Annotated in this window: 18 protein-coding genes and 1 riboswitch; of the genes, 7 read left to right on the plus strand and 11 right to left on the minus strand. The window is 40.1% G+C overall.

Translation table 11 applies throughout. The features are described from left to right. Positions 1–211 precede the first annotated feature (211 nt). From PO903_RS01425 to isdC, 9 genes are all read right to left on the minus strand, one after another. On the minus strand, positions 212–1837 hold the full coding sequence (locus PO903_RS01425) for an ABC-F family ATP-binding cassette domain-containing protein (protein ID WP_069325612.1): 1626 nt from the start codon (positions 1835–1837) through the stop codon (positions 212–214). Positions 1838–2141: 304 nt separating this feature from the next. Continuing rightward, complete coding sequence (locus PO903_RS01430; protein WP_137225334.1) at positions 2142–3146, minus strand: MBL fold metallo-hydrolase; 1005 nt, start codon at positions 3144–3146, stop codon at positions 2142–2144. Between the two features lie 127 nt (positions 3147–3273). Further along, complete coding sequence (locus PO903_RS01435; protein WP_069325614.1) at positions 3274–4050, minus strand: ABC transporter ATP-binding protein; 777 nt, start codon at positions 4048–4050, stop codon at positions 3274–3276. After that, complete coding sequence (locus tag PO903_RS01440) at positions 4040–5098, minus strand: FecCD family ABC transporter permease (RefSeq protein ID WP_137225321.1); 1059 nt, start codon at positions 5096–5098, stop codon at positions 4040–4042. Before PO903_RS01440 ends, PO903_RS01435 begins: the two co-directional genes overlap by 11 nt. A gap of 24 nt (positions 5099–5122) precedes the next feature. Further along, on the minus strand, positions 5123–5989 hold the full coding sequence (gene isdE, locus PO903_RS01445; RefSeq protein WP_273594609.1) for a heme ABC transporter substrate-binding protein IsdE: 867 nt from the start codon (positions 5987–5989) through the stop codon (positions 5123–5125). 121 nt (positions 5990–6110) lie between these two features. Continuing rightward, entirely contained in the window at positions 6111–10079 is a 3969-nt protein-coding gene (locus PO903_RS01450; protein WP_273592418.1) for an NEAT domain-containing protein, read from the minus strand. Positions 10080–10182: 103 nt separating this feature from the next. Further along, on the minus strand, positions 10183–10674 hold the full coding sequence (locus PO903_RS01455; RefSeq protein ID WP_273592419.1) for an NEAT domain-containing protein: 492 nt from the start codon (positions 10672–10674) through the stop codon (positions 10183–10185). Between the two features lie 123 nt (positions 10675–10797). Further along, positions 10798–11280: an NEAT domain-containing protein gene (locus PO903_RS01460; protein WP_273592420.1), complete on the minus strand. Its 483-nt coding sequence runs from the start codon at positions 11278–11280 to the stop codon at positions 10798–10800. A 28-nt stretch (positions 11281–11308) separates the two neighbouring features. After that, positions 11309–11788 carry a heme uptake protein IsdC gene (isdC, locus tag PO903_RS01465; protein WP_273592421.1) on the minus strand — a complete coding sequence of 160 codons (480 nt, stop codon included), beginning with the start codon at positions 11786–11788 and terminating at the stop codon, positions 11309–11311. A gap of 394 nt (positions 11789–12182) precedes the next feature. Between isdC and PO903_RS01470 the strand changes: the two genes are divergently transcribed. The 7 genes from PO903_RS01470 to PO903_RS01500 all read left to right on the plus strand — a co-directional run bounded on the left by PO903_RS01470 (position 12183) and on the right by PO903_RS01500 (position 19470). Continuing rightward, positions 12183–13148, plus strand: coding sequence for an ABC transporter substrate-binding protein (locus tag PO903_RS01470; RefSeq protein ID WP_273592422.1), 966 nt, complete (start codon positions 12183–12185; stop codon positions 13146–13148). Position 13149: 1 nt separating this feature from the next. Continuing rightward, entirely contained in the window at positions 13150–14154 is a 1005-nt protein-coding gene (locus PO903_RS01475) for a FecCD family ABC transporter permease (RefSeq protein WP_273592423.1), read from the plus strand. Beyond that, positions 14151–14975: an ABC transporter ATP-binding protein gene (locus tag PO903_RS01480; protein ID WP_137225309.1), complete on the plus strand. Its 825-nt coding sequence runs from the start codon at positions 14151–14153 to the stop codon at positions 14973–14975. Before PO903_RS01475 ends, PO903_RS01480 begins: the two co-directional genes overlap by 4 nt. Before the next feature lie 2 nt (positions 14976–14977). Continuing rightward, positions 14978–15313 carry a heme oxygenase gene (gene isdG, locus PO903_RS01485; RefSeq protein WP_069325621.1) on the plus strand — a complete coding sequence of 112 codons (336 nt, stop codon included), beginning with the start codon at positions 14978–14980 and terminating at the stop codon, positions 15311–15313. Positions 15314–15486: 173 nt separating this feature from the next. Further along, a complete protein-coding gene (locus tag PO903_RS01490) occupies positions 15487–16242 on the plus strand; it encodes a DUF4253 domain-containing protein (RefSeq protein ID WP_273592424.1) in 756 nt (251 codons plus the stop codon). Positions 16243–16364: 122 nt separating this feature from the next. Beyond that, positions 16365–17510: a virulence factor gene (locus tag PO903_RS01495; RefSeq protein ID WP_273592425.1), complete on the plus strand. Its 1146-nt coding sequence runs from the start codon at positions 16365–16367 to the stop codon at positions 17508–17510. A gap of 136 nt (positions 17511–17646) precedes the next feature. Beyond that, a riboswitch (Lysine riboswitch) is annotated at positions 17647–17844 on the plus strand. A 147-nt stretch (positions 17845–17991) separates the two neighbouring features. After that, positions 17992–19470 carry an amino acid permease gene (locus PO903_RS01500; protein ID WP_273592426.1) on the plus strand — a complete coding sequence of 493 codons (1479 nt, stop codon included), beginning with the start codon at positions 17992–17994 and terminating at the stop codon, positions 19468–19470. 229 nt (positions 19471–19699) lie between these two features. Here the strand turns inward: PO903_RS01500 and abnA are convergent, their stop codons facing one another. Then, positions 19700–20632 (minus strand): arabinan endo-1,5-alpha-L-arabinosidase AbnA, encoded by a 933-nt coding sequence (gene abnA, locus PO903_RS01505; protein ID WP_245703385.1) that lies wholly within the window; start codon positions 20630–20632, stop codon positions 19700–19702. A 458-nt stretch (positions 20633–21090) separates the two neighbouring features. Next, complete coding sequence (locus tag PO903_RS01510) at positions 21091–22212, minus strand: transglutaminase domain-containing protein (protein ID WP_069325626.1); 1122 nt, start codon at positions 22210–22212, stop codon at positions 21091–21093. Between the last annotated feature and the right edge of the window lie 126 nt (positions 22213–22338).

A 22338-nucleotide genomic window follows, 5' to 3' on the forward strand; every position in this document is an offset into this window, starting at 1 on the left:
GAAACGTTGTAGGTTAGATCAAACGTTGTGAGACCAAGCAAATGTTGTATGACTGACGAAATCTTGTAATGATTGTCCAACATTTTTGCCCACAGGAAAAATAAGCCGAATCATTTCGCATCTTTATCTACCTTTGCGAAATCATTCTGCTCTGGGCACAAATAAAAAACGGCTCTCCGTAAAGAGCCGCTGTTTCACTCTAATCTTATATTTACACTTGTACTGGATACATGCGTTCGCGCATTTCTTTAACTTCTTTATTTTCCAAATATTCATCATAGCTCATCATACGATCAATCAGACCTGTTGGTGTGATCTCAATAATACGATTCGCAATCGTTTGGATAAACTGATGGTCATGAGAAGTAAGCATAATCGTACCATCAAAATCAGTCAAACCATTGTTCAATGCTGTAATAGATTCCAAGTCCAAGTGATTGGTAGGCTCGTCTAATAGTAGAACGTTACCACCCATCAACATCATACGAGATAGCATACAACGTACTTTTTCTCCTCCAGACAAGACGTTTGCTTTTTTAAGCGCTTCGTCGCCTGAGAACAACATACGTCCTAAGAATCCACGTAGGAAAGATTCGTCTGGATCTTTAGAATACTGACGCAACCAGTCTACAAGTGAATCTTCTACGCCATCAAAGTAAGATGAGTTATCATTCGGGAAATACGCTTGAGACGTTGTAATTCCCCATTGGAATGTACCAGCATCTGGCTCGATTTCACCCATTAACAATTGGAATAATGTTGTTTTTGGCAATCCGTTTGGACCTACCAAAGCAATTTTATCACCTTTGTTTACAGTGAAAGTCAAGTTGTCGATGATTTTTTCACCATCGATTGATTTCGTTAAACCGTCAACTAACAATAACTGTTTACCTGCTTCACGTTCACCTTTGAAGTTGATAAATGGATATTTACGGTTCGATGGACGAATATCATCCAAAGTGATTTTATCAAGCATTTTTTTACGAGAAGTCGCTTGTTTGGACTTCGATTTGTTCGCACTAAAGCGCAAGATAAAGGCTTGTAGTTCTTTAACTTTGTCTTCTTTTTTCTTATTCTGTTCACGACCCAATTGTAGCGCAAGCTGACTGGATTCGTACCAGAAGTCATAGTTACCTACATACATTTGGATTTTACCAAAGTCGATATCGGCAATATGCGTACATACAGTATTCAAGAAGTGACGATCATGACTGACTACGATAACAGTACCATCATAATCGGCCAAGAAATTTTCTAACCAGTGAATCGATTCGATATCCAAATGGTTGGTAGGCTCATCCAGTAACAGGATATTCGGATGACCGAACAATGCTTGCGCCAGCAATACGCGAACTTTCTCGTTACCGCCAAGCTCTTTCATTAATTTGGATTGCATTTCAGTGTTGATATCCAGACCGTTTAGCATTTCTGCTGCTTCGGATTCTGCTTCCCAACCGTTCATTTCAGCGAATTCAGCTTCCAATTCGCCTGCACGCATACCATCTTCATCTGTGAAATCAGCTTTGGCATACAATGCATCTTTTTCTTTCATAATATCGTACAGACGCTTGTGACCCATCATTACAGTCTCTAGCACCGGAAATTCATCATACTCAGATTGGTTCTGTTTTAGAATAGCTAAACGTTCGCCCGGTGTAATATGGATTTCGCCTTGGTTAGGCTCAATCTCACCAGAAAGAATTTTTAAAAATGTAGACTTACCTGCACCATTCGCACCGATTAGACCATAGCAGTTACCCGGCGTGAACTTGATATTTACATCTTCAAAAAGCGCGCGCTTACCATAGCGAAGCGTGACACCTGTTGTATTGATCATGTATTCATTACCATCCTTATCGTTAGTGAAGTATTTGTTGTAGAACATGTTGACCTTCATGAAAATAAGCATCGCTGTTTTCATAAAATTGCCGATGGCAATAGTATACCACACAACACCATCTAATCGAACAGCAGTATTGAGGAAACTGGAAAAAAATATGATCAACATTTTGGGATTGGATATATGATTTGAAATATCAAGTAAAGATAAGTTATGATCTAGCAAAGTAAAAAACCGTTTAACTTTGGATACGTTAAACGGTTGAATGTGTAGATTTAGCGTATTGAAATAGATCCATGTATCATTTAGTACTATCAGCATTCCCATGAACGATTAAAGTCTCACCGTGAGCTAGAACACGAATACGCTCTTCAGCAATCTCAAGACGTTGGCGTTCCGCTTCTAAGCGATCCAATGCTTCACGGGCAGTATCGTCAGCAAGGCGGAATGTACCATAGTGCATCGGAATCATCGTCTCTGCATTCACGTCGCAAAAGGCGCGAAGCGCTTCTTCAGGAGTGGTATGTTGCGAACTCATAAACCATTCCGGTTCATACGCTCCAATCGGCATCAACGTGATATGAATCTTGTATCGTTTACCAATTTCAGTGAAGCCCGGGAAATAACCGCTATCTCCAGCAAAATAGATCGTTGGTGGTACTTTTTCTTCAGTGGAATGATCTGTTGGATGTTCTACCTCTTGTAACGTAACAGGATGATGAACAGGTTCGATAATATAACCGCCCCAATGTGATGTGTTGGTATCTAATAAAGTACGCCGACTCCAGTGTTGGGTAGGCACAAAAGTAATATGGATATCGCCTACTTTGAATGTTTCCCACCACTGCATTTCATGACAACGTGCAAATCCTTTACGTTTCATTTTGGCTTTGAGTCCTTGGGGAACAATAATAATCGTCGAACTACGGTAAAGCTGACGAATCGAACTGATATGCATATGATCGTAATGAGCATGAGACAGTAGAATAACATCAATAGGAGGCACATCTACAATCGGAATGCCCGGCTGTCCTATCCTTTTTTGAAAACCCATTCGGCTTGCCCATACCGGATCTGTTACGATATTCAATCCTTCATATTGGATAAAAAAGGTTGAATGCCCTACCCATGTAATCGAAGCATCTTCACGATTATTATGTAAATAATCGATCTCAGGGGGTTGATTAGGAACGATATAAGAATGATCTTTATTTTTGAGTCGTCGTTCTTCACGCCATTGCCGTAATTGCTTAAGCGTCTTATCTGTACTTATATTATCCATATTGTTATAACGAATTTTCGGCATGTGCTACTCACTCTCCTCAACGCTTTTCTTCTTCCATTATTACCCTATTTTCAAAAAAGCGTATCAATCTACGTCTGTTCAGTAATAGATAGAATAGACCAAATAAGCGCATCAGAGAACGATTCTTTTACAAACCTACACCTATCGGAATGAGATGTAATCCTGCTTCAGCATCATGCCGTACAAGCACTTCTACTCCATAGATATCCCGAATAAGATCGTGAGTAATCATATCATCTGGTACTCCGCTGGCTATAATCGCACCTGCTTTCATCGCAATCAGATGATGACTGTAACGAATCGCTTGATTGATATCATGAAGCACCATCACGATCGTCAATTGATGTTCTTTATTCAGGCGATCGATCAATTCCATAATCTCTAACTGATAATACATATCGAGATACGTCGTCGGTTCATCAAGAAAAAGAATGGGCGTCCGTTGCGCAAGTGCCATAGCAATCCAGACCCGTTGCTGTTCTCCACCAGATAATTGATCTAATGTGCTGAATCTTTTTTCGTGTAAATTAGTACAATCTAATGCCCACTCTATCGCTTGCTCATCTTCTGCTTGTAGTGAACTAAATAGTGTACGATGCGGTAATCGACCAAAGCTAACTAATTTTTCGATCGTCAGATCCGTAGGTGCTTCATTTTGCTGATGCACAACCGCTAATTTGCGTGCTAATTCTTTCGGTTTATATTGAGCAATGGTTTTGCCATCTAATATCACCTGTCCAAGACGAGGTACCGCATTATTAGACATCACATGCAGTAAGGTGGACTTGCCGCATCCATTGGGACCGATAATCGTTGTAATTTTCCCTGGCTGAATCTGTGCATTGACTTGATGAAGACGATCAATACGACGATCATATGAAAAAGTAATATCGTTAACGTCCATAGATACGGTCACTCCTTGTAATGAGGAAAATAAGAAAAGGTCCACCAATAACCGCCATAATAATCGAAGCTGGAATTTCATTAGGAGCCAGTACCGTTCTTCCAAGCGTATCAGCAAGCAACAATAATAAAGCTCCTGCGACTGCGGAAAAAGGAATTAGCCACTTATGATCCGATCCAACAAGTTGGCGTGCAATATGAGGAATCAATAATCCGATAAATACAATCACTCCTGCGATTGCAGTAGCTGTAGCCGCCAAAATAACCGCAATCACAGAGATCAACAATCGAGCACGGGTAACATGCAGACCTAGATTTTTCGCTGTTTTTTCTTGTAAGGCTAGAAAGTTACACCATGAATACACTAACATGGCAAGAATTAATCCTATTCCACCATATATTAAAATGATCTCTACATCGACCCACTTTTTCATAGCTAATGTTGAAGTGGTGACTTGATTAATACTGGTGACTGCATAACTTCCTCGATAATTAAAAGATTGCCCCAGTCCTGAAAAAATAGCGTTCACTGCAACACCGATTAAGATCAATCGAATCGGATGCAGTCCCGATTTCCATGAAAACCCGTATACCATGAAGCAAGCCAAAGCCCCGCCAAAAAACGAAAATAAAGGCATCCAAAAATATAAGGTTGGAAATAGAGTCACTGCAATAAGTGACACTAATGCGGCTCCAGAAGATATGCCAATCACTCCTGAATCAGCTAATGGATTCTTCATCACTGCTTGCAATAATACGCCAGCTACGGCTAGTGCTGCGCCTGCCATCATAGCTACAATAATACGAGGCAATCGTAAGTCTCGTACAACATTGACCTGATTATCATTGCCTGTCCATAATCCTTGTATCAGTTGCCATATCCCTACTTTGAGACTGCCCGTCATCGCTGAATACAGCACAACTCCGATCAGTAGCGCACAGACAACTATAAAGCTCCATAGTCGCTTACGATTCTGATGAGTATATGCAGTCTGCTCACTTTTAGAAGAAGATGGATTTGAATATTCTGTAGATGGTTTAGCTATCATTTATAACATCCTTCTTGTCATAGATTAGGAAGAGGGATACATCATTTGCAGTAATTCATCTAATGCTTGAGGAGCAGACAGGCTGGCTGTAGTTCCAAACAAAGGTTCTGGCAGATCATAGACTTGTCCTGTTTTAACCGCATTAAAATGTTTCCAAATATCATTCGTTTTGAAATCTTCATCGAACATTTTTACCACTTCTTCAGGCATCCCATGAGCCGCTCGCAAAATAATATCTGGATTCGACTTTTGCAAATATTCTGTATTGGACGCTAAGTATTCAACACTTTCTCCTTGGACTACATTGGTTCCACCTGCAATCTTCACAAGATCACCGATATACGAGTGTTCAGTAGCCACAAGATAACTTCCCGGCACACCTAGCAAAATCAATACTTTAGGAGAAGGTTTGTCTGCTACGGTCTTTTTCACTTCAGCCACTTTAGCCTTTAAGGTATCTGTGATTTCTTTTGCTTTGGTTGTGCGATCAAATTGCGTTCCCATTTTCAAAATTTCATTTTCCATTTTTTCCAAACTTTCAAAATCTAAAAATTCAGCATTCATATTCAAATCTTTGAATTTGGGTTCCAGATCATATTGTAGCGTTGTGACCGACAATACATCTGTAGGTTGTAACGATAATACTTTCTCCATATCAGGGCTCATCGGATTACCCACATCAGGAATATCTTTATATTGTGGAGGTAATGTCTTGGTACTGGTTGGTTTGCCGACTAATGGAAGATCCAGTGCAGCAGTAATCTCAGTAATAGCTACAGTTGTCGCTACAATCCGTGCAGACGAAGCGGTATTCGTAGACGTATCGTGGGTAGCTGTAGATGGCCCTGCTTGAGCGCCTGTCGAACATCCTGCTAATACAAGAACAAGCATCCATAACCAAGCTAAACGTTTCACTTATTTCCCCTCTTTCTATGGTTACTGCCTTAAATGCCTACAAGTCCTGGCACAATTGCGCCAAGACTCACAGACTTTGTTGCTTATCTTTATGAATTTACAGCTCTTTTTTACTGGACAGATCAAATTGGAATTGGACGCTATACCAGTGATCATACGCCACACCACCGATAACTAAGCCCGGTACAATGACATGGGTGTATGCACTGATTTTTTGAGATAAATCATTCACTTCAAATTGCACCACACGCTGATCACCCGATGTTGAGATCACTTCTACATCTTGCAAAGTGCCATTTTGCTTCACTTGTAGAACAGGCATCCAGCTACTTTTATCCAGTGTAATTTGAGCAAATGTTTTACCGTCTTTTTGGATCAAAGTCGCTTGTTTGTTCACATAATCATTCATAACGGATAATTCGTTGCTTTGATCTTTGTATACTTTATAAGCTATTTTGTATTTTTGTTCTGTTGGTTCTGCTGGTTGTGTTTCTTGAACAGGTGCTGTTACTGTGGGCTCCATTCCGTTTCCTTTGAGCGTATTGCGATCAAAGAGGATCTGCCCGCCCATTTTCTCATCGTTCAAATAACGATCAGGCATAGACACTTGACTGAAGATACTTAATTTTTGATCCAGATTAGGCACTTCAAATGTAACGGTACGTGCGTTACTTGTTGTTGTATTGGCTACAATCGTTGGATCGGTATATTTGCCTTCGAAATCAGTCTGGAATGTAGGTACCGCCTGACTATTTTCGATTGTAATTGTGGCGTAGACTTTGCCATTTTTCGCAGTCAGATGTGCAGTCTGATCTACATAATCAGCAAGAATCGAATCTTGTTCACTACCATTTTGTAAAATACGATATGGAGCGGTATACTCACCATCTTCGATAGTATTGGTTCCTTTTTCTACTGTGGTTGTCGTCTCGGTTGTATCTTTGGTGACCTTAGCCGTATCAAATTTAAATTCAAAATCATAGACTGTCTCATTGTTACTATCAGTAGGAGTACTTGCTATACTAACTCCACTGTTTGTCACTAACTGTGCAGCAATATTCTTTTTGAAATCAGCTACACTAAAACGCACCGTTTTGGTATTCGCTTGTTCATCTGTTGCTGTCACTTCTGCATCGGTATAGATGCCGTTATTGCTAACACGTAATGCTTTGACTTCTTTGGCATCTTGAAGAGTTACGACCGCATAACGTTGATCTCCTTCAACCACGAATTGAGCTGGCTGATCTTTGGATATATAACGTTGTACAGGAGATACCTCATCCGAAGATGAGTTAGGTACAAGAACCTGGAATGGCATATTGTACTTCCCATTGCTTAATTTATCGTAATCAAGCGGGATCAAAGGTGTAGATGTCGCCGAAGCTTTGGGTTCTTCATACGGCCCCAGTGAACCGAATTTGAAATCGACATTGTACGTATGATCGTATACCCCTAAACCTGCAACTTCACCTAATGGAATCACCACATGGGTATTGACTACGATTGTCTCTGACAAGTCTTTAACAGCAAATTGAACAACACGTTGATTGCCACTGGTCGAAATGACTTGTGCATCGCTACCGCCTACTTTAAATGTTTTGATCCAATCGCTTTCTTTTAAAGTAATCTGGACATACAACTTGCCTGAGCGCTTGATCACTGTAGCTGGTTTGAGTGTATATTCATCCATTACGGATAACGTTTTTTCTTTAAACTTATAAGCGGTAAAGCCAGCACTATATTTCCCGTCTGCCATTTCATTCGGGTTGGTTGGTACTGTTGGTGCAGTTGGCTCTTCTGGTGTAGTCGGAACCAACGTCATATTCGCAAGATCGAACTTGAGGCGAATCGGATAATCGGCTTCGTATACGGAACCTGCATATGATGTTTTGATATGCACTTGAGCATTCAATGGACGACTCGGATCGGTCACAGGGAATGTAACGACTCTTGTATTTGCTGTTGTGTCTTCGCTGATCACCTCGGTATCCGTCAGTGTGCCATTTTGCTCTGTTTTAAACGTAGTAATCACCGAGCTATCTTTGATCACATTGAGAGATGCCTGATATTTACCATCGACTGCGGTCAACGTGACTTTGGAATCAAAATAACTACCCATTGTCGATACAGCATCTGTGGTGGATTTTAATGTAGACATCGGGATCGTGTAGGTTCCATTGTCGATGACCACAGGTGTTGGTACTGTTGGTGTTGTCGGTTCTGGCAATTGAGTACTATCAAATTTGAATTGAATCGTATAGTAATGATCATAATCAGGCACAACTTCAGGTGGGATCACCACATGAGTATAGGCGTTTAACACAGGATTCGTTTTGGATAAATGACTGGCTTCAAATTGAATGACTCTTGTGTTCGCTGCTGAATCAGTCGAAATGACCGTGACATCGGTATAATTCTTGCCACCATTGCCATCGACTTGTAACGATTTGATCCAAGCACTATTTTTCAGTGTGAGCTGGATATACTTTTTCTCACCTTTGGTAATCAATGTAGCTGGTTTTGTCACATATCCATCCATTACCGATATTTCGCTACTGTTATCTTTAAATACTTGATAATTCAGTGTCGTTGAACTATCCGGTATAGGTGTGATCACTGGGGCAATCTTCGTTGTATCCCATTTGAATCGAATAGGATAATCCGATTCGTATACTGAACCTGCATATGATGTTTTGATATGCACTTTAGCGTTCACTATACTTTCTAGATTAGCGATAGGGAATGTAACTACTCTTGTATTCGCTGTTTTATCTGCACTTACTATACTTGTTTCGGTGAACACTCCATTTTGCTCTGTTTGGAGTGATGTGATCACAGAACTATCTTTGATAATATTCAAAATCACTTCGTACTTACCGTTTTTGGAGACTAATATAGCCGGACTACCAAAATAATTAGCCATAGAAGACGCATCATCTGTTTTTTCTTTTAGCGTCGCAAAAGTCAGACTATATTGCCCATCTGCTAACGATAATGGAATCGAAGCTGGGTCAAAGCTCAATTGAACCGTATGCCATTCATCATAAGCACCCATATTCGGAATCGTGCCCGCTGGAATCACCACATGCACTTTGGCATTGATCACAGGATTGGTTTTGGATAATGAATTGGCTGCAAATTGTATCAATCTTGTATTAGTTGCTGTGTCTGAAGAAATGAGATCAACATCCGTATAGTTGCTGTCTTTATCTACATCCGTCTGTAAAGCTTGAATCCAATTGCTATTTTTCAACGTCAGTTGAACATATTTTTGGGAGCCATTCGTGATTAGTTTAGCTGGTTTTTGCAAATAGCTATCCATCATTGATGTTGTAGTTGTTCCATCTTTTAATACCGTATATGCAATAGCAGTCTCCGTTCCTGTAGCCGGTTCAACCGGGATCACAGGCGGTGTCTTGTCTATAACTTTCAAAGTGGAAGGATTCAGAGTGAGACGTTCATTGTTAGACATTTCGTTAAATGTGTAGTTAATATTGATTTCTTTGGTTAGATCGTATACGTCAAATGCAACTGTACCTTTCGTTGTACTTCCAGATGCTAATGTGATCTGAGCATCATTAGTTTGCTCATTTTGAGTGGCTTTGAATTGGGTAAATAGATATGCATTATTACTCTCGAAGGAGAAATGATAATGGCCGTTGTCTATCGTTAATTGACCCGGATTGGTCGCATTTTCTGAAGATTTGAATACATTGGATGCTACTACTTTTCCAGAAGCATTCGTACGCATCACTTGATATGCAATCGTATATTCGCCATCTGCATACGTATCATAGGTAGCAGACGTCACTGAAGGATCATGAGATTGTACAGTAAATAATGGTTTTGCTGTTTCTGTTGTAGGGGTTGTTGCCTGAGTTGTAGTCGTGGACGTTGTGTCTGAAGAAGAATACGTATCGCCAGTTACACTTGATCCTGTTGCACTGCTTGATGATGAAGAATCTGTCTCTTCTGCAAATACAGCTGATAACGTCGGAGATACCAACGATAACATCATCAAAAATACAGTACATACGATCAAATAAGTTCTAAATTGCCTTTTCAATGTATATGATCCCCCTGTTAATAAAATAGACTTCTCTGGAACAAGATTGTCCCAGAGAAGCAATATCCTTTTTTTTCTATACATGATTCGTTAAAATGAATACTTATACGCTATCTTCATCAAACAAGTATTGAACGGTATACGTATGGTCATACGCAACACCTGCAACAGATGCTGGAACGACTACATGAATTTGTGCGTTCAATTTAGTAGATAAATTGCTCACCGGGAATTCAAATGTTTTGGTATCGCCACTTGTTGTTGTCGTAGCTTCAACATACGCACCATTTTGCTGTGTTTTGAACGATTTGATCCAGTCTTTGTGCTTCAATGTGACTTTGACTTTAGCTACGCCATTTTTGACAATCAAAGTCGCTGGTTTGATAGAGTATTCACCATTATCCATATAAGAAGCATTGTTCGTTCCATCCGCATATACGGTGTAATCAATACCATACGTACCATCTGGAATCGCTGCATGTGCCGATTTAGCAGATAACGGAGCTAGTACTGCGAATACTAGAGCTACCATCATTACCATCGTGATTACTTTTTTCAAAGAAAACTTCTCGACTGTATTTATCATCATATTCATAGTTCCATCCTCTTTTCTATCTATAATGTGATGCGAAAATAAATCCATATTTCGAACTATTCATGTTCATCTATACTTATCTACTGCACCTTATATGCCAATAGAATAGTATAGCGTGACGCATTAGATGCTGTCTGTGTCGAATTGCAGTTGTACGTTATATTTACCTGTGTAATTAATCACAGGAATTTTGATTTCTGCATAAGCATTCACTTTGCTGTCCAAGTCAGCTACAGGGAACTCCACTACTCTTGTGTTCGCAGACGTATTCGTGCTTACTACAGTAGCGTCTACCAATTGACCATTTTGTTCTACTTTAAAAGCTGTAATTAAGTTACTGCTTGTGATGGTCAGACGCGCTGTATTCACACCATTAACAACAGTGACTGTAGCAGGCTTCACTACATAGCTATCCAGACGAGACGTATTTTCTGTACCATCTGCTAATACTTTGTAATCTACACTGTACGTGCCATTGGCTAGAGCTGCATGTGCCGATTTAGCAGATAATGGAGCCAATACTGCGAATACCAAAACCGCCAAGATGATCATCATAAATACCTTTTTAAAATCCATTTTTTCCATACGGTTCATAACTGCGTTCATTCTTCAACACTCTCCTATAGGTTTAATTTTATTTTTTGATCGCTTTCAGACTTTTTTGATCTAAAGCTAAGCGAATCGTATAGTCGTGATCATAGTTGTACGAACTCACTGTTACATGAATTTTAGATACAATTGGATTTTTGATATCTGCAATCGGAAATTGCACAATCCGTGTATCTTTTTTACTGTTACTTTGAATGACTTTCGTATCCATTATTTTACTTTTGTATTTCACTTTGAATTGCGTTGTCCACTCACTATGATTGAGCTGCACCTGCATCGTCATTTTCCCATTTTTAACATATAACTTGGCAGGTTTTTCAAAGTAATCATTTGCCATCGACACCGAATTATTCTCCGCCTTTAACACATCATACTTGAGGGTATATGTACCATTCGCCAGTCCTGAAGAAGAAGCTGCTTGTGTGATTGATACAGGCTTCATCCCTATCATAAACAGACTCACCATCAAGATTGAAAGTACAAGTACGGAATATCGTTTATACATATGGACAGCATTCCTCCTAATTATTTTAAATTTAATTGATTATCATTCTCAATTGAGAATTAAAAAAGAAGCTCGCTATGAGCTGTCGTCTCTCTCCTTTCACGATACAGAATCGCAAAACAAAGTGGATACAACTCCGATATTAGAGCAACCTTCCAGTGCTTGTCAATACGTTAATATCATCATAAAATCTGTGATATATGAATTTTAAGTATCTATTCTCAAAAAGCTTTTCCTATATATGCGATCAAATCAAGTCTGTATTTCATTTCAAAAATGTGGAAAAAAATTATATTTTACGTTGACAAGTTAATTGATATTCATTATCATTTAGTTAAAGTTTAATTGAAAATGATTATCATTTGCAGTGCGAATGGTAATTAGGAGGATACTCATGAAATCATCTTTACTCTGGTCATCTGCTGTTCTTCTACTGGCAGTAACCGGGTGTAGTTCATCTGCATCAACAAATGTCGCTACTCCTTCTGCTATTGCCGCTACTACACAGACGACTCAATTTACTATAACTGACTTTGCTCAACGACAGATTCCATTTGCTCAGTCACCACAACGTATTATTGCACTTAGTAATGGGGATATGGATATTATCTATGCGTTAGGTGGTCAAGTGGTCGGTCGACCCAATTCCAATGGCCCTGCGGTTGTTCCTGCTGCTGAAGAAGTCGAACAAATTGGTTCCACTCATGAAGTCGATCTGGAAAAGATTACTTTTTTACAACCTGATGTAGTGCTTGGAAATCATCCAATGAATGAAAAAGATATTCCTGCCATCGAAGGAATTGGTTCTAAGCTTATCTTAACAGGCGCCAACTCGATTCAAGATATTCAGTCCCAAATTACATTGTTTGGACAACTATTACAACAAGAAGCAAAAGCCAAACAGCTCAACCAACAGATACAAGATCATATCCAAACATTAAGTCAGTCTGATTCTACTATTAAGCCTAAAGTATTGCTGGTCTATGGAGCACCTGGAACCTATATGGCGGCTCTACCCAATTCATTAAGTGGAAATATTCTTGAAGTGGCAGGTGGGAGCAATATTGCAGCCGATCTACCCGGTCTACAAAATTTCCCGCAATATGCACAGTTGAATACCGAACAGGTCGTTCAAAGTAATCCTGACTACATTATGATTATGACGCATGGGAATACAGATGAAGTTAAAGCAGGCTTTTTGAAAGAAATGCAAAACAATCCAGCATGGAGCAGTATCAAAGCCGTACAGAACAATCAGGTTGAAGTGCTTCCATCTCATCTATTCGGGACAAATCCTGGAACCAAAGTAACAGATGCACTGGATTTGATTCATCAAGCTTTGTATCCGGTATCTCCATAAGATGAACAAACAGCAACGTAATCGCAGGCGATGGCTTGTCGCTATCGTTTTGCCTATCTTATCGCTGATCGCTTGTCTGTACGGTGTCTTATATGGATCGATCTCTATTCCACTGCGTGAAGTAATGCCTATCTTATGGGGGAATGAACCATCGGCTTATCGTACCATCTTAATGGATCTACGTGTACCACGTGTCATCATTGGTTGGTTAGTCGGAGCTTGCCTGGCTACTGCTGGAGCACTGTTACAAGGTGTTATGAAAAATCCTTTAGCTGATCCAGGTATTATTGGTGTCTCTGCCGGTGGTGGAATCACAGCGATGATCACGATGGTCATGTTACCCCAATTAAGCTATCTACTTCCGATAACGGCTTTCTTAGGCGCTTTTGTCACTGCGGTACTGATCTATTTACTTGCTTGGGATCGCGGAGCTTCGCCGGTGAAAATTATTCTAGCAGGGGTAGCCGTCAATGCTCTGCTTGGTGCATTAACCAACGGTATCATGGTGATCTATAGTGATCGGGTACAAGCTGTTCTTCCGTGGTTATCCGGTGGACTGAATGGGCGAAGCTGGTATCACCTCGAATTTGTGGCTCCTTATGCTGTAGTCGGGTTGATCTTATCGTTATTCGCTATCAAGCCTGCCAATATACTATTGCTTGGCGATGACTCGGCTCAATTGTTAGGGCAACGTGTCGAAATGAATCGTTTGCTTATTATTTTGTTATCTGCATTTCTAGCTGGAGCTGCGGTAAGTGTAGCAGGATTGGTCGGATTCGTTGGACTGGTAGTTCCTCATATGATTCGGCTAATTATTGGCGAAGATTATCGCTTCCTTCTTCCCTTCTCGATGATCGGTGGTGGCACACTGGTTGTATTTGCAGATACTGTAGCACGTTCATGGTTTGGCTCTATTGAATTACCGGTTGGCATTTTACTCGCTGTTATCGGAGCACCCTTCTTTTTATTCCTTTTGAAACGCAAAGGGAGGTTCGGTCTATCATGATAGAGGCGATTCATCCTTCGACTATTACAGCAGCCATTGAAGGCAAACAACTTAGCCTTGAAAATGGTCATTTTCTATTAGATCAGATTGATATCTCGTTACCTAAAGGTCAATTAACAGCAATTGTAGGTCCCAATGGTTCTGGTAAATCGACTTTGTTGCGATTGCTCACCAGACTGCTTAAACCTGATCGCGGACAGATTCAACTACTTAATCGTCCAATGAATACATATTCTCTGCGAGAATTATCGACAACGATTACGATGTTACCGCAAATGAAAGAAATGCTTCCGCAATTGACTGTTCGTGAACTGATTGCTTACGGCCGAATGCCTTATAAGCGAAGCTGGCAAAGATCCTATGATTCAGCAGATACAGACATGATCGATCAGGTGATGCACTGGACAGGAATTGAACATTATCAAGATCGCATGTTCCATACTTTATCAGGAGGTGAACAACAGCGTACACGAATAGCGATGGCACTGGCTCAACAGACTGAAATTTTGTTATTGGACGAACCGACTACGTTTCTCGATATTGCTCATCAATTTGAAGTGATGGATATGTTAAGACGGATCAATGCAGAATCCGGTCTAACGATCGTGATGGTACTGCATGATCTGCAACAAGCAGTCGCTTATTGTGATTATATGATTGCACTCAAGCAAGGCAAAGTCGCTACGTCGGGTATTCCAAAGCATATTCTCACCGCTCAATTCATCCAAGACATTTATCATATGCAAGCACAAATTAAATTTGAGGGTGGTTATCCGGTTATTTTACCTGTAATCCCCCATCATCAATCAGGAGGTCATTGAATATGATTATCGTAACAAACACTTCTAAATTAACTAAAGGTAGTGCGCACTTGTTGGTAGAACGGTTTGATAAAGTGGGCAAAGTGGAATATATGGATGGGTTTCTAGGGCTTGAAGTATTGGTCAATCAGAGTAGCAAAGAATTCGAGGAAGTCACAATCAGCACACGTTGGGAGTCCAAAGAAGCTTTTCAAGGATGGACTAAAAGCGAAGCTTTCCGTGAATCCCATGCTCATGGTTCTACGCCAGATTATATGATCGAAAATAAAATCTCTTTTTATGACGTAAAGATAGTACGTAATCCGATTCAAGTTGAAAATGATCAAGCTGTCGTCTAAATTCAAATGATCCTTTTTGCACAACTCAAATAGGTATAGTTGATTTACTCCAAACAACCCTTGCTATCATCGAAGGGTTGTTTTTGATTTGTTTTCATTAGAGGCATTACGTTATATTTAAGATAATCTACGGATAAGATACATACTTGATATCCTAAAGGAGCATGATATGAATGAGTTCAGAGATTCTAGATTATTTGCAACCGTATAGTGCATTATCTATAGAAGCAAAAAATAGTTCTCTGCCGATCCAAGCACAGGATAGCCCTTATTCTTTACTTATTATTCCTGATGATAATATCGCGGAGATCATGGAAGATACGCTGGATGAGTACGATTCATTAACCGATTATGTCGATCAACAGTTAGCACAGGTTGAGCAGATGAATGTACTGGATACATTTCGAACATTAGTCAGTCATCAATTACTTTATACCGATATCGCTGACCAGAGTGAACAGGTACAAAGTATGGATTGGGCATCCTTGTACCATACCTACAGCAGTCTATGGGAAATGCCTTTGATAGATGAGTCATTGATTCCAAGTAAAGTGACTTCTTTATTACCTGATCTACAGGCAAAAAGTGAACATACAGATGAATGGATCCAGTTGCCTTTACCTGCGGGCAAAGAATATACAGCTCCACTGATGGTTCCGATGGGTGGATTCAATGAATGCCCTGCTCCTCTTTTGCAAGCGTCTTTATTTCAATACTGGCAAACCAAATATAAGGCTATCCCGATCGTTGTCGATGAAAGTATGTGGATTCTGCAAGCACATAGCCGACCACAAACCGATCAAGAAGCACTACAACTGGCTCAAGAGCATTTTATCTTCTGTTCTTATGTACTGGAATCCTTTGATTCGATTGGAGAATATGCTAGTTATTTGCAAGAGCAAGAGTTCTGGTATTTCTGGTGGGATTAACAAAGAGTCAATCATAAGTACCCTTTTTGGGGTACAATATGAAGATGGTATTATATTAAATTTAAAACAAATGGCACGCTACTTGATGTCATTTGATTCCTAAGGAGGGTATCTACAGTATTATGAAAATCACTTCGATTGAACCTACGCCAAGTCCGAATACGATGATGTTGCATCTGGATGAGCAATTACCTCATGGTATCCGTAAAACATATACATTAACTAATGAACGCTCTGCGCCTTTATTTATTCAGCAAATGCTTCATATTGCAGGGGTCAAAAGTGTATTCCATACTGCTGATTTCGTCGCTTTAGATCGCAAAGCAAGTGCAGATTGGTCTGATATTCTAAATGAAGTCCAAGCACAGATGGGTCAAGAAGGGATTGAAAATAAATTCGAAGTGCCGACAGATCTTTCCGGTGAGCACTTTGGAGAAGCAGAAGTATTTGTACAATTTTTCCGTGGAATTCCGATGCAGATTCGAGTGAAATCGGGAACCAAAGAAGAACGTATTGGTCTAGCGGATCGGTTTGTTCAGGCTGTTACCGAAGTAGCTGTAGCGACAATGATCAAAGAACGCAAATTAACCGACTATGGTGTGCGCTATGGTGAACTTGCTGATATTGCGCGTGAAGTTGAACAAGAAATCGAAGCCGCTTTTCCAGAAGATCGATTGAAAAAAATTATTGAGCAAGCGATCTCTCATGGAGCCAGTCAGGAAGAATTTGTAGAACAACGTCGTGAAATGAAAGCAGATGATATCGCTATAGCTCTTGAAAATCCAGACTGGCGTGTTCGTTATGCGGCTTTTGATCTGTTGCAACCAGACGAGCATAGCTTACCCTTGATTGAAAAAGCGTTATTCGATGAGAAAATGCAATTGCGTCGTCTAGCTGTTGTCTATCTCGGAGATCTCAAAACACCTGAAGCAATGGAGCTACTATACAAAGCACTACAAGATAAATCGGCGGCAGTTCGTCGTACAGCTGGGGATACTTTATCTGATATTGGTGATCCTGCGGCAACACCTGCCATGCTCACTACACTGAAAGATAGCAGCAAATTAGTACGCTGGCGTGCTGCACGCTTCTTGTATGAAGTCGGAACCGAAGAAGCACGTGATGAATTAGAATTAGCTGTAGAAGATCCTGAATTTGAAGTGAGTCTACAAGCCAAAATGGCGCTTGAACGGATAGAGTCAGGTGAACAAGCCGCAGGTACGATCTGGCAACAAATGGCGAAAAGTCGTGCGAAAGATAACGGATGATTATTGTGATTACTCGTTCTTCATAAGAGCTTCATGATATAAGTGGTTGTCAAAAACAAAGACTAGACGTATACTGGAAAACAGTCATCTTATTAATGACACTAATTGCATAATAATTGCCTCATCACACAATATCCGATGAGGTAGAGGTCGCAACTATAATGAGTCTATTTGGAGAAAGCGTTAGAGCCGCTGTTGATCCCAAATAAAAAGGTATCGTTGCCGAAGTATACGTAACGCTCTTCTGTTACTTATGCTGGGACTGTGTCCGAAAGGAACAGGACTGTCACAGTGAACCATCTTCGGATGTGTCCTGTGTTGAGCTATCTTTACAAAGGAAAAGTATGGTGCGGATCATAATTAAAGGATCACGTATATATACGTGGTCTTTTTTGTTGTGTTCTTGCGTTTGTCTGCTTCCTTTATCTATTCTCAGCATGCGTTGACATGCTTAATTCAGTAAGGAGTGTATCTAACTATTATGGCATCTTCATCTTCTCCATCCTCACCACCGCGTGAACTCAAAGCAGGTCTACGTGCAAGACATATGACGATGATCGCTTTGGGCGGTTCGATCGGTACCGGTCTATTTCTCGCCAGTGGTGGCGCCGTCGCTCAAGCAGGACCCGGTGGTGCACTACTCGCTTATGCTTGTGTCGGAATTATGGTGTATTTCTTAATGACTAGTCTGGGTGAAATGGCAACCTATCGTCCTGAATCGGGTTCATTCAATACGTATGCCGCTCGTTATGTCGATCCTGCATTTGGATTCGCTATGGGTTGGAATTTCTGGTACAACTGGGCGGTCACGATTGCAGCGGAATTATCTGCGGCAACAATTATTATCAAGTATTGGTTTCCGGAGAGTTCTTCTTTTATCTGGAGTCTGCTATTTCTAGCTGTCATCTTTTTGCTTAATATTTTATCAGTCAAAGGGTATGGAGAATCAGAATACTGGTTTGCGATGATTAAGATTGTCGTTGTTATTCTGTTTCTTGTAGTCGGTGTGTTGATGATCTTCGGGATTCTAGGTGGCAAAGCTGTAGGATTCAGTAACTTTACGATGGGCGATGCCCCTTTCAATGGAGGATTGTTAGCCTTTATCGGTGTATTTATGGCGGCAGGGTTCTCTTTCCAAGGGACAGAGTTAATCGGAGTTGCGGCGGGTGAAAGTGAAAATCCACGTGAACATGTACCAAAAGCGATTCGTCAGGTATTCTGGCGTATTCTGATCTTTTATATTTTAGCGATTCTAGTGATTGGATTAATTATTCCATATACAACACCTTCTTTATTACAACGTGATTTAACCGATATCGGAGTGAGTCCGTTTACACTTGTTTTTGAAAAAGCAGGTTTGGCTTTTGCCGCAGCAGTCATGAATGCGGTTATTCTATCTTCGGTTCTATCCGCAGGTAATTCAGGTATGTATGCTTCAACCCGTGTCTTATATGCGCTGGCTAAAGAAGGCAAAGCACCACGAATGTTCGGTCGATTAAATCGTCGCGGAATTCCGCAAAATGCGTTGTTGTTAACGACTGCTGTAGGTATGCTGGCATTTCTAGCTTCGTTGTTCGGTGATGGTATTGTGTATCAATGGTTACTCAATGCTTCAGGGATGTGTGGCTTTATTACATGGCTGGGCATTGCAATCAGTCATTATCGCTTCCGCCGTGCTTTTTACGCTCAAGGTAAAAGTATAGATGATTTACCTTTCAAAGCAAAATGGTTCCCGTTCGGTCCGTTATTTGCATTTATCTTATGTGCAATTGTTATTCTCGGTCAAAGTCTGGCGTATATTACACCAGAAGCGATTGACTGGAAATCTATTTTTGCTTCTTATATTAGTGTTCCATTGTTCTTGATCTTATGGCTTGGTTATAAGTTAATTAAAAACACAAAAGTGGTGCCTTTAACTGAATGTGACCTGAACAGTGGGCCTCATTTAGATAAAAAGTAATCTTATCGCATATACTGTGATTGAATAAAAAAACACCTTCCACTCTCTAATGACAAAATCGCTAGAGAAGTAGGAAGGTGTTTTTTTGATGTGTGCTTCTGAAATTCTTTTTTAAACTAGTGTATGTTCAGAACCATCGCATGACATCATTTACAATTACGTTATTGGTATCACCTATTTTGATATGATAGCGTGATCTGTTCTTTTATTTTACGTTTAAATCATAAAGTTAATACGTAGGCCAACCGCTGGAATCCCAATTGAGATCACTGATTAACAGCTTCGGTGCACCATTATCATTGGCATCATAAGCATGACGAGCAATAATATTGTTACCGACGATGTCTTCACCGCCTGGACCTTTCCATTGAGCGTTACCACTATCTAGAATTGTACCACCACCATTAAGCATATTCACACCATTTTTATCAACATAAGGCCCTGTAATATTGGCGGAACGACCATAGACGATTTTGTACGTACTGTTTACACCTTTACAGCAGTTGTCGATAGAAGCGAACAAATAGTAGTATCCATTACGGTACGTGATCGATGGCGCTTCGATAGCACCACCATTGTTAGGACGTGCCGCAATCGAAGTGATGCTACCTGTTGGTTTCATCGTATTTTTGTCGAGCTTGGTTAATTTAAGACCACTCCAGAATGAACCGAAAGCTAACCAGGGATTACCAGAAGCATCAATAACCAATTCAGGATCAATGGCATTGTAATCATTAGAACCTTCAGTCGTGCGTAACACTAGACCATCATCACGCCAGCTACCTGCACCAATACTGCTAGCCGAAGCAAGTCCAATTGCAGATGTATTCGAACCAAATGACGAAATCGAATAGTACAACCATGTGCGACCGTTATATGTTTTTACATCTGGAGCCCAGACATCATTTGCTGCTTGCTTAGGTACGTATGTTTTCCACCAAGCTGGAGGAGATAAAAATACTTGAGGCACACGGTACCAGTTCGTGCCATTGTCGGATTTCAATACTTGAATGCCTTTTCCGGTAGAAAAGGTATACCAGCTATTGCCTTCTTTAATTAGGGATGGATCATGTACCCCTACATCACCAGATAATGCCCATGGTGCTGCAAAAATTTTACCATTGGGTGCAAAAGAAAAAAGAAGTGCTGTTAAGGTCAACATTAAAACTAATTTGCTTTTCAGCTTCATATTAATGATGTTCGCCTCCTGCTTCCGAAGTCCGCCAAATGCTTTATTGACAACGTTTAGCGCCTACATTTAATTATAAAGCGCTTTCAATTATGTACAATATAATATTAAAGCAACTTTAAACCTATCCATTTATTTGTATTTTTATGTATATTTAGTTAATGTATTTGTTAATTAAATAGCTTTTATATTAATAAATAAACAAAAGAATATAGGACTCAAAAAGTATATTCATTGTTCAAATTTTATAGACATTCTACAAAGTATAACAATACCGAATTAACATTTAGCTTTTTATATCGGATACCGTCCCTTATTTTTCTAGAAATGGAGTGCTTTCTATACGTATTATGCTCCTTGCTATCTAACCTTATAAATCATACAAAAAAAGGATCGGTTACTTGCTCCGATCCTTGCTTGTGTTTATATTTTTATTTCCAAGATAAATTTACTTTAAGATCATTTGAACTACCTAGCGATTGTACCGTGTACGAGATAGACTTGATTCCTACAGCAGATAGGCGACTTAGATCGCTTTTCAAACTAGTGATATTGCCATTGTAACGAAACACCAATGACGATTGTCCGCTTGCTTTAGCATTTTTCACTTGCTCTTTAAGGTCTACTGCTGAATTCACAGCTGCTGGTGAATTATCTACAGCATAATTCAAGTTTTGCTCCAATTGCTTGTAAAATCCTGAAGTATCCCCACCGGATGCAATCAATGTGTTCAACGTATCTTTGTAGGCAACAGTTGCCGCAGGATATGTTTTGGTCCAGTTATGATCTTGTTTCATCTGAGCATCTGTACGTAGATAGTAATTGGTATCGACGCCATCGCCTTGATCCGGTAATGGATCATCCCATGTCGTATCCATGTGGTACCAGTTCCCATCAATATTGACAAGGTTCCAAGCATGTAGTTCACCGCCTGCTGTACCTTCAACGATTTTGTTTTCTACACCTGCTTGTTTGAGCAATGCGTAACTAAGTAATGCATAGCCCTGACATACAGCTGTACCATCGTATAATGCTTCATAAGCCGTATAACGAGTATACGTTTCATCATATTTCAGATGTTGTACTACCCAGTCATGAATAGCTTTGACTTTTTGGTGATCATTCATACCCGGTGTGATGATCTGAGCCACGGTTTGAACGACTTTTTCATTCACATATTTGGTCTGAGTTACTGTTTCCCGATACTTCATATCTACAGTCACTAAGGCTGAATACGCATTACTGCGCCATGTCAGACCATAGCTATCTAAGATATACATCGTATAAGGATCTTTTTCTAATGCGGTCTCAAACGAATCCTGTAACATGGATTTGAGTTTGGCTGTACTTCCTTTGTACGTAAAGGTGACTTGTGCACTACGATTCATTAATCCTTTGTACAATTGATCTACAATATCAGTTGTGCTATTGACTGTGATCTGTGAAGTCGCTGCATATGCAGTATTACCACTAAACGAAATCGCTGGAACCGCAGAGAATACTAATGTTCCTGCTAAAAGGGTTTTCACCCAAAGTTGACTTGATCTATTCATGCAGACGTAACCGCCCTTCATCGTGTAGGTAATAGGTGAGAATAACTATAGTGAGTGAGCAACTTCGCAATCATAACCTTTATCATTCCTTATATGATCTGTGAATGAGTTCTATTCGCTTTATAG

The organism is Paenibacillus sp. PK4536 (genome assembly GCF_028594455.2).
GTDB classification, from domain to species: Bacteria; Bacillota; Bacilli; order Paenibacillales; family Paenibacillaceae; genus Saccharibacillus; species Saccharibacillus nuruki.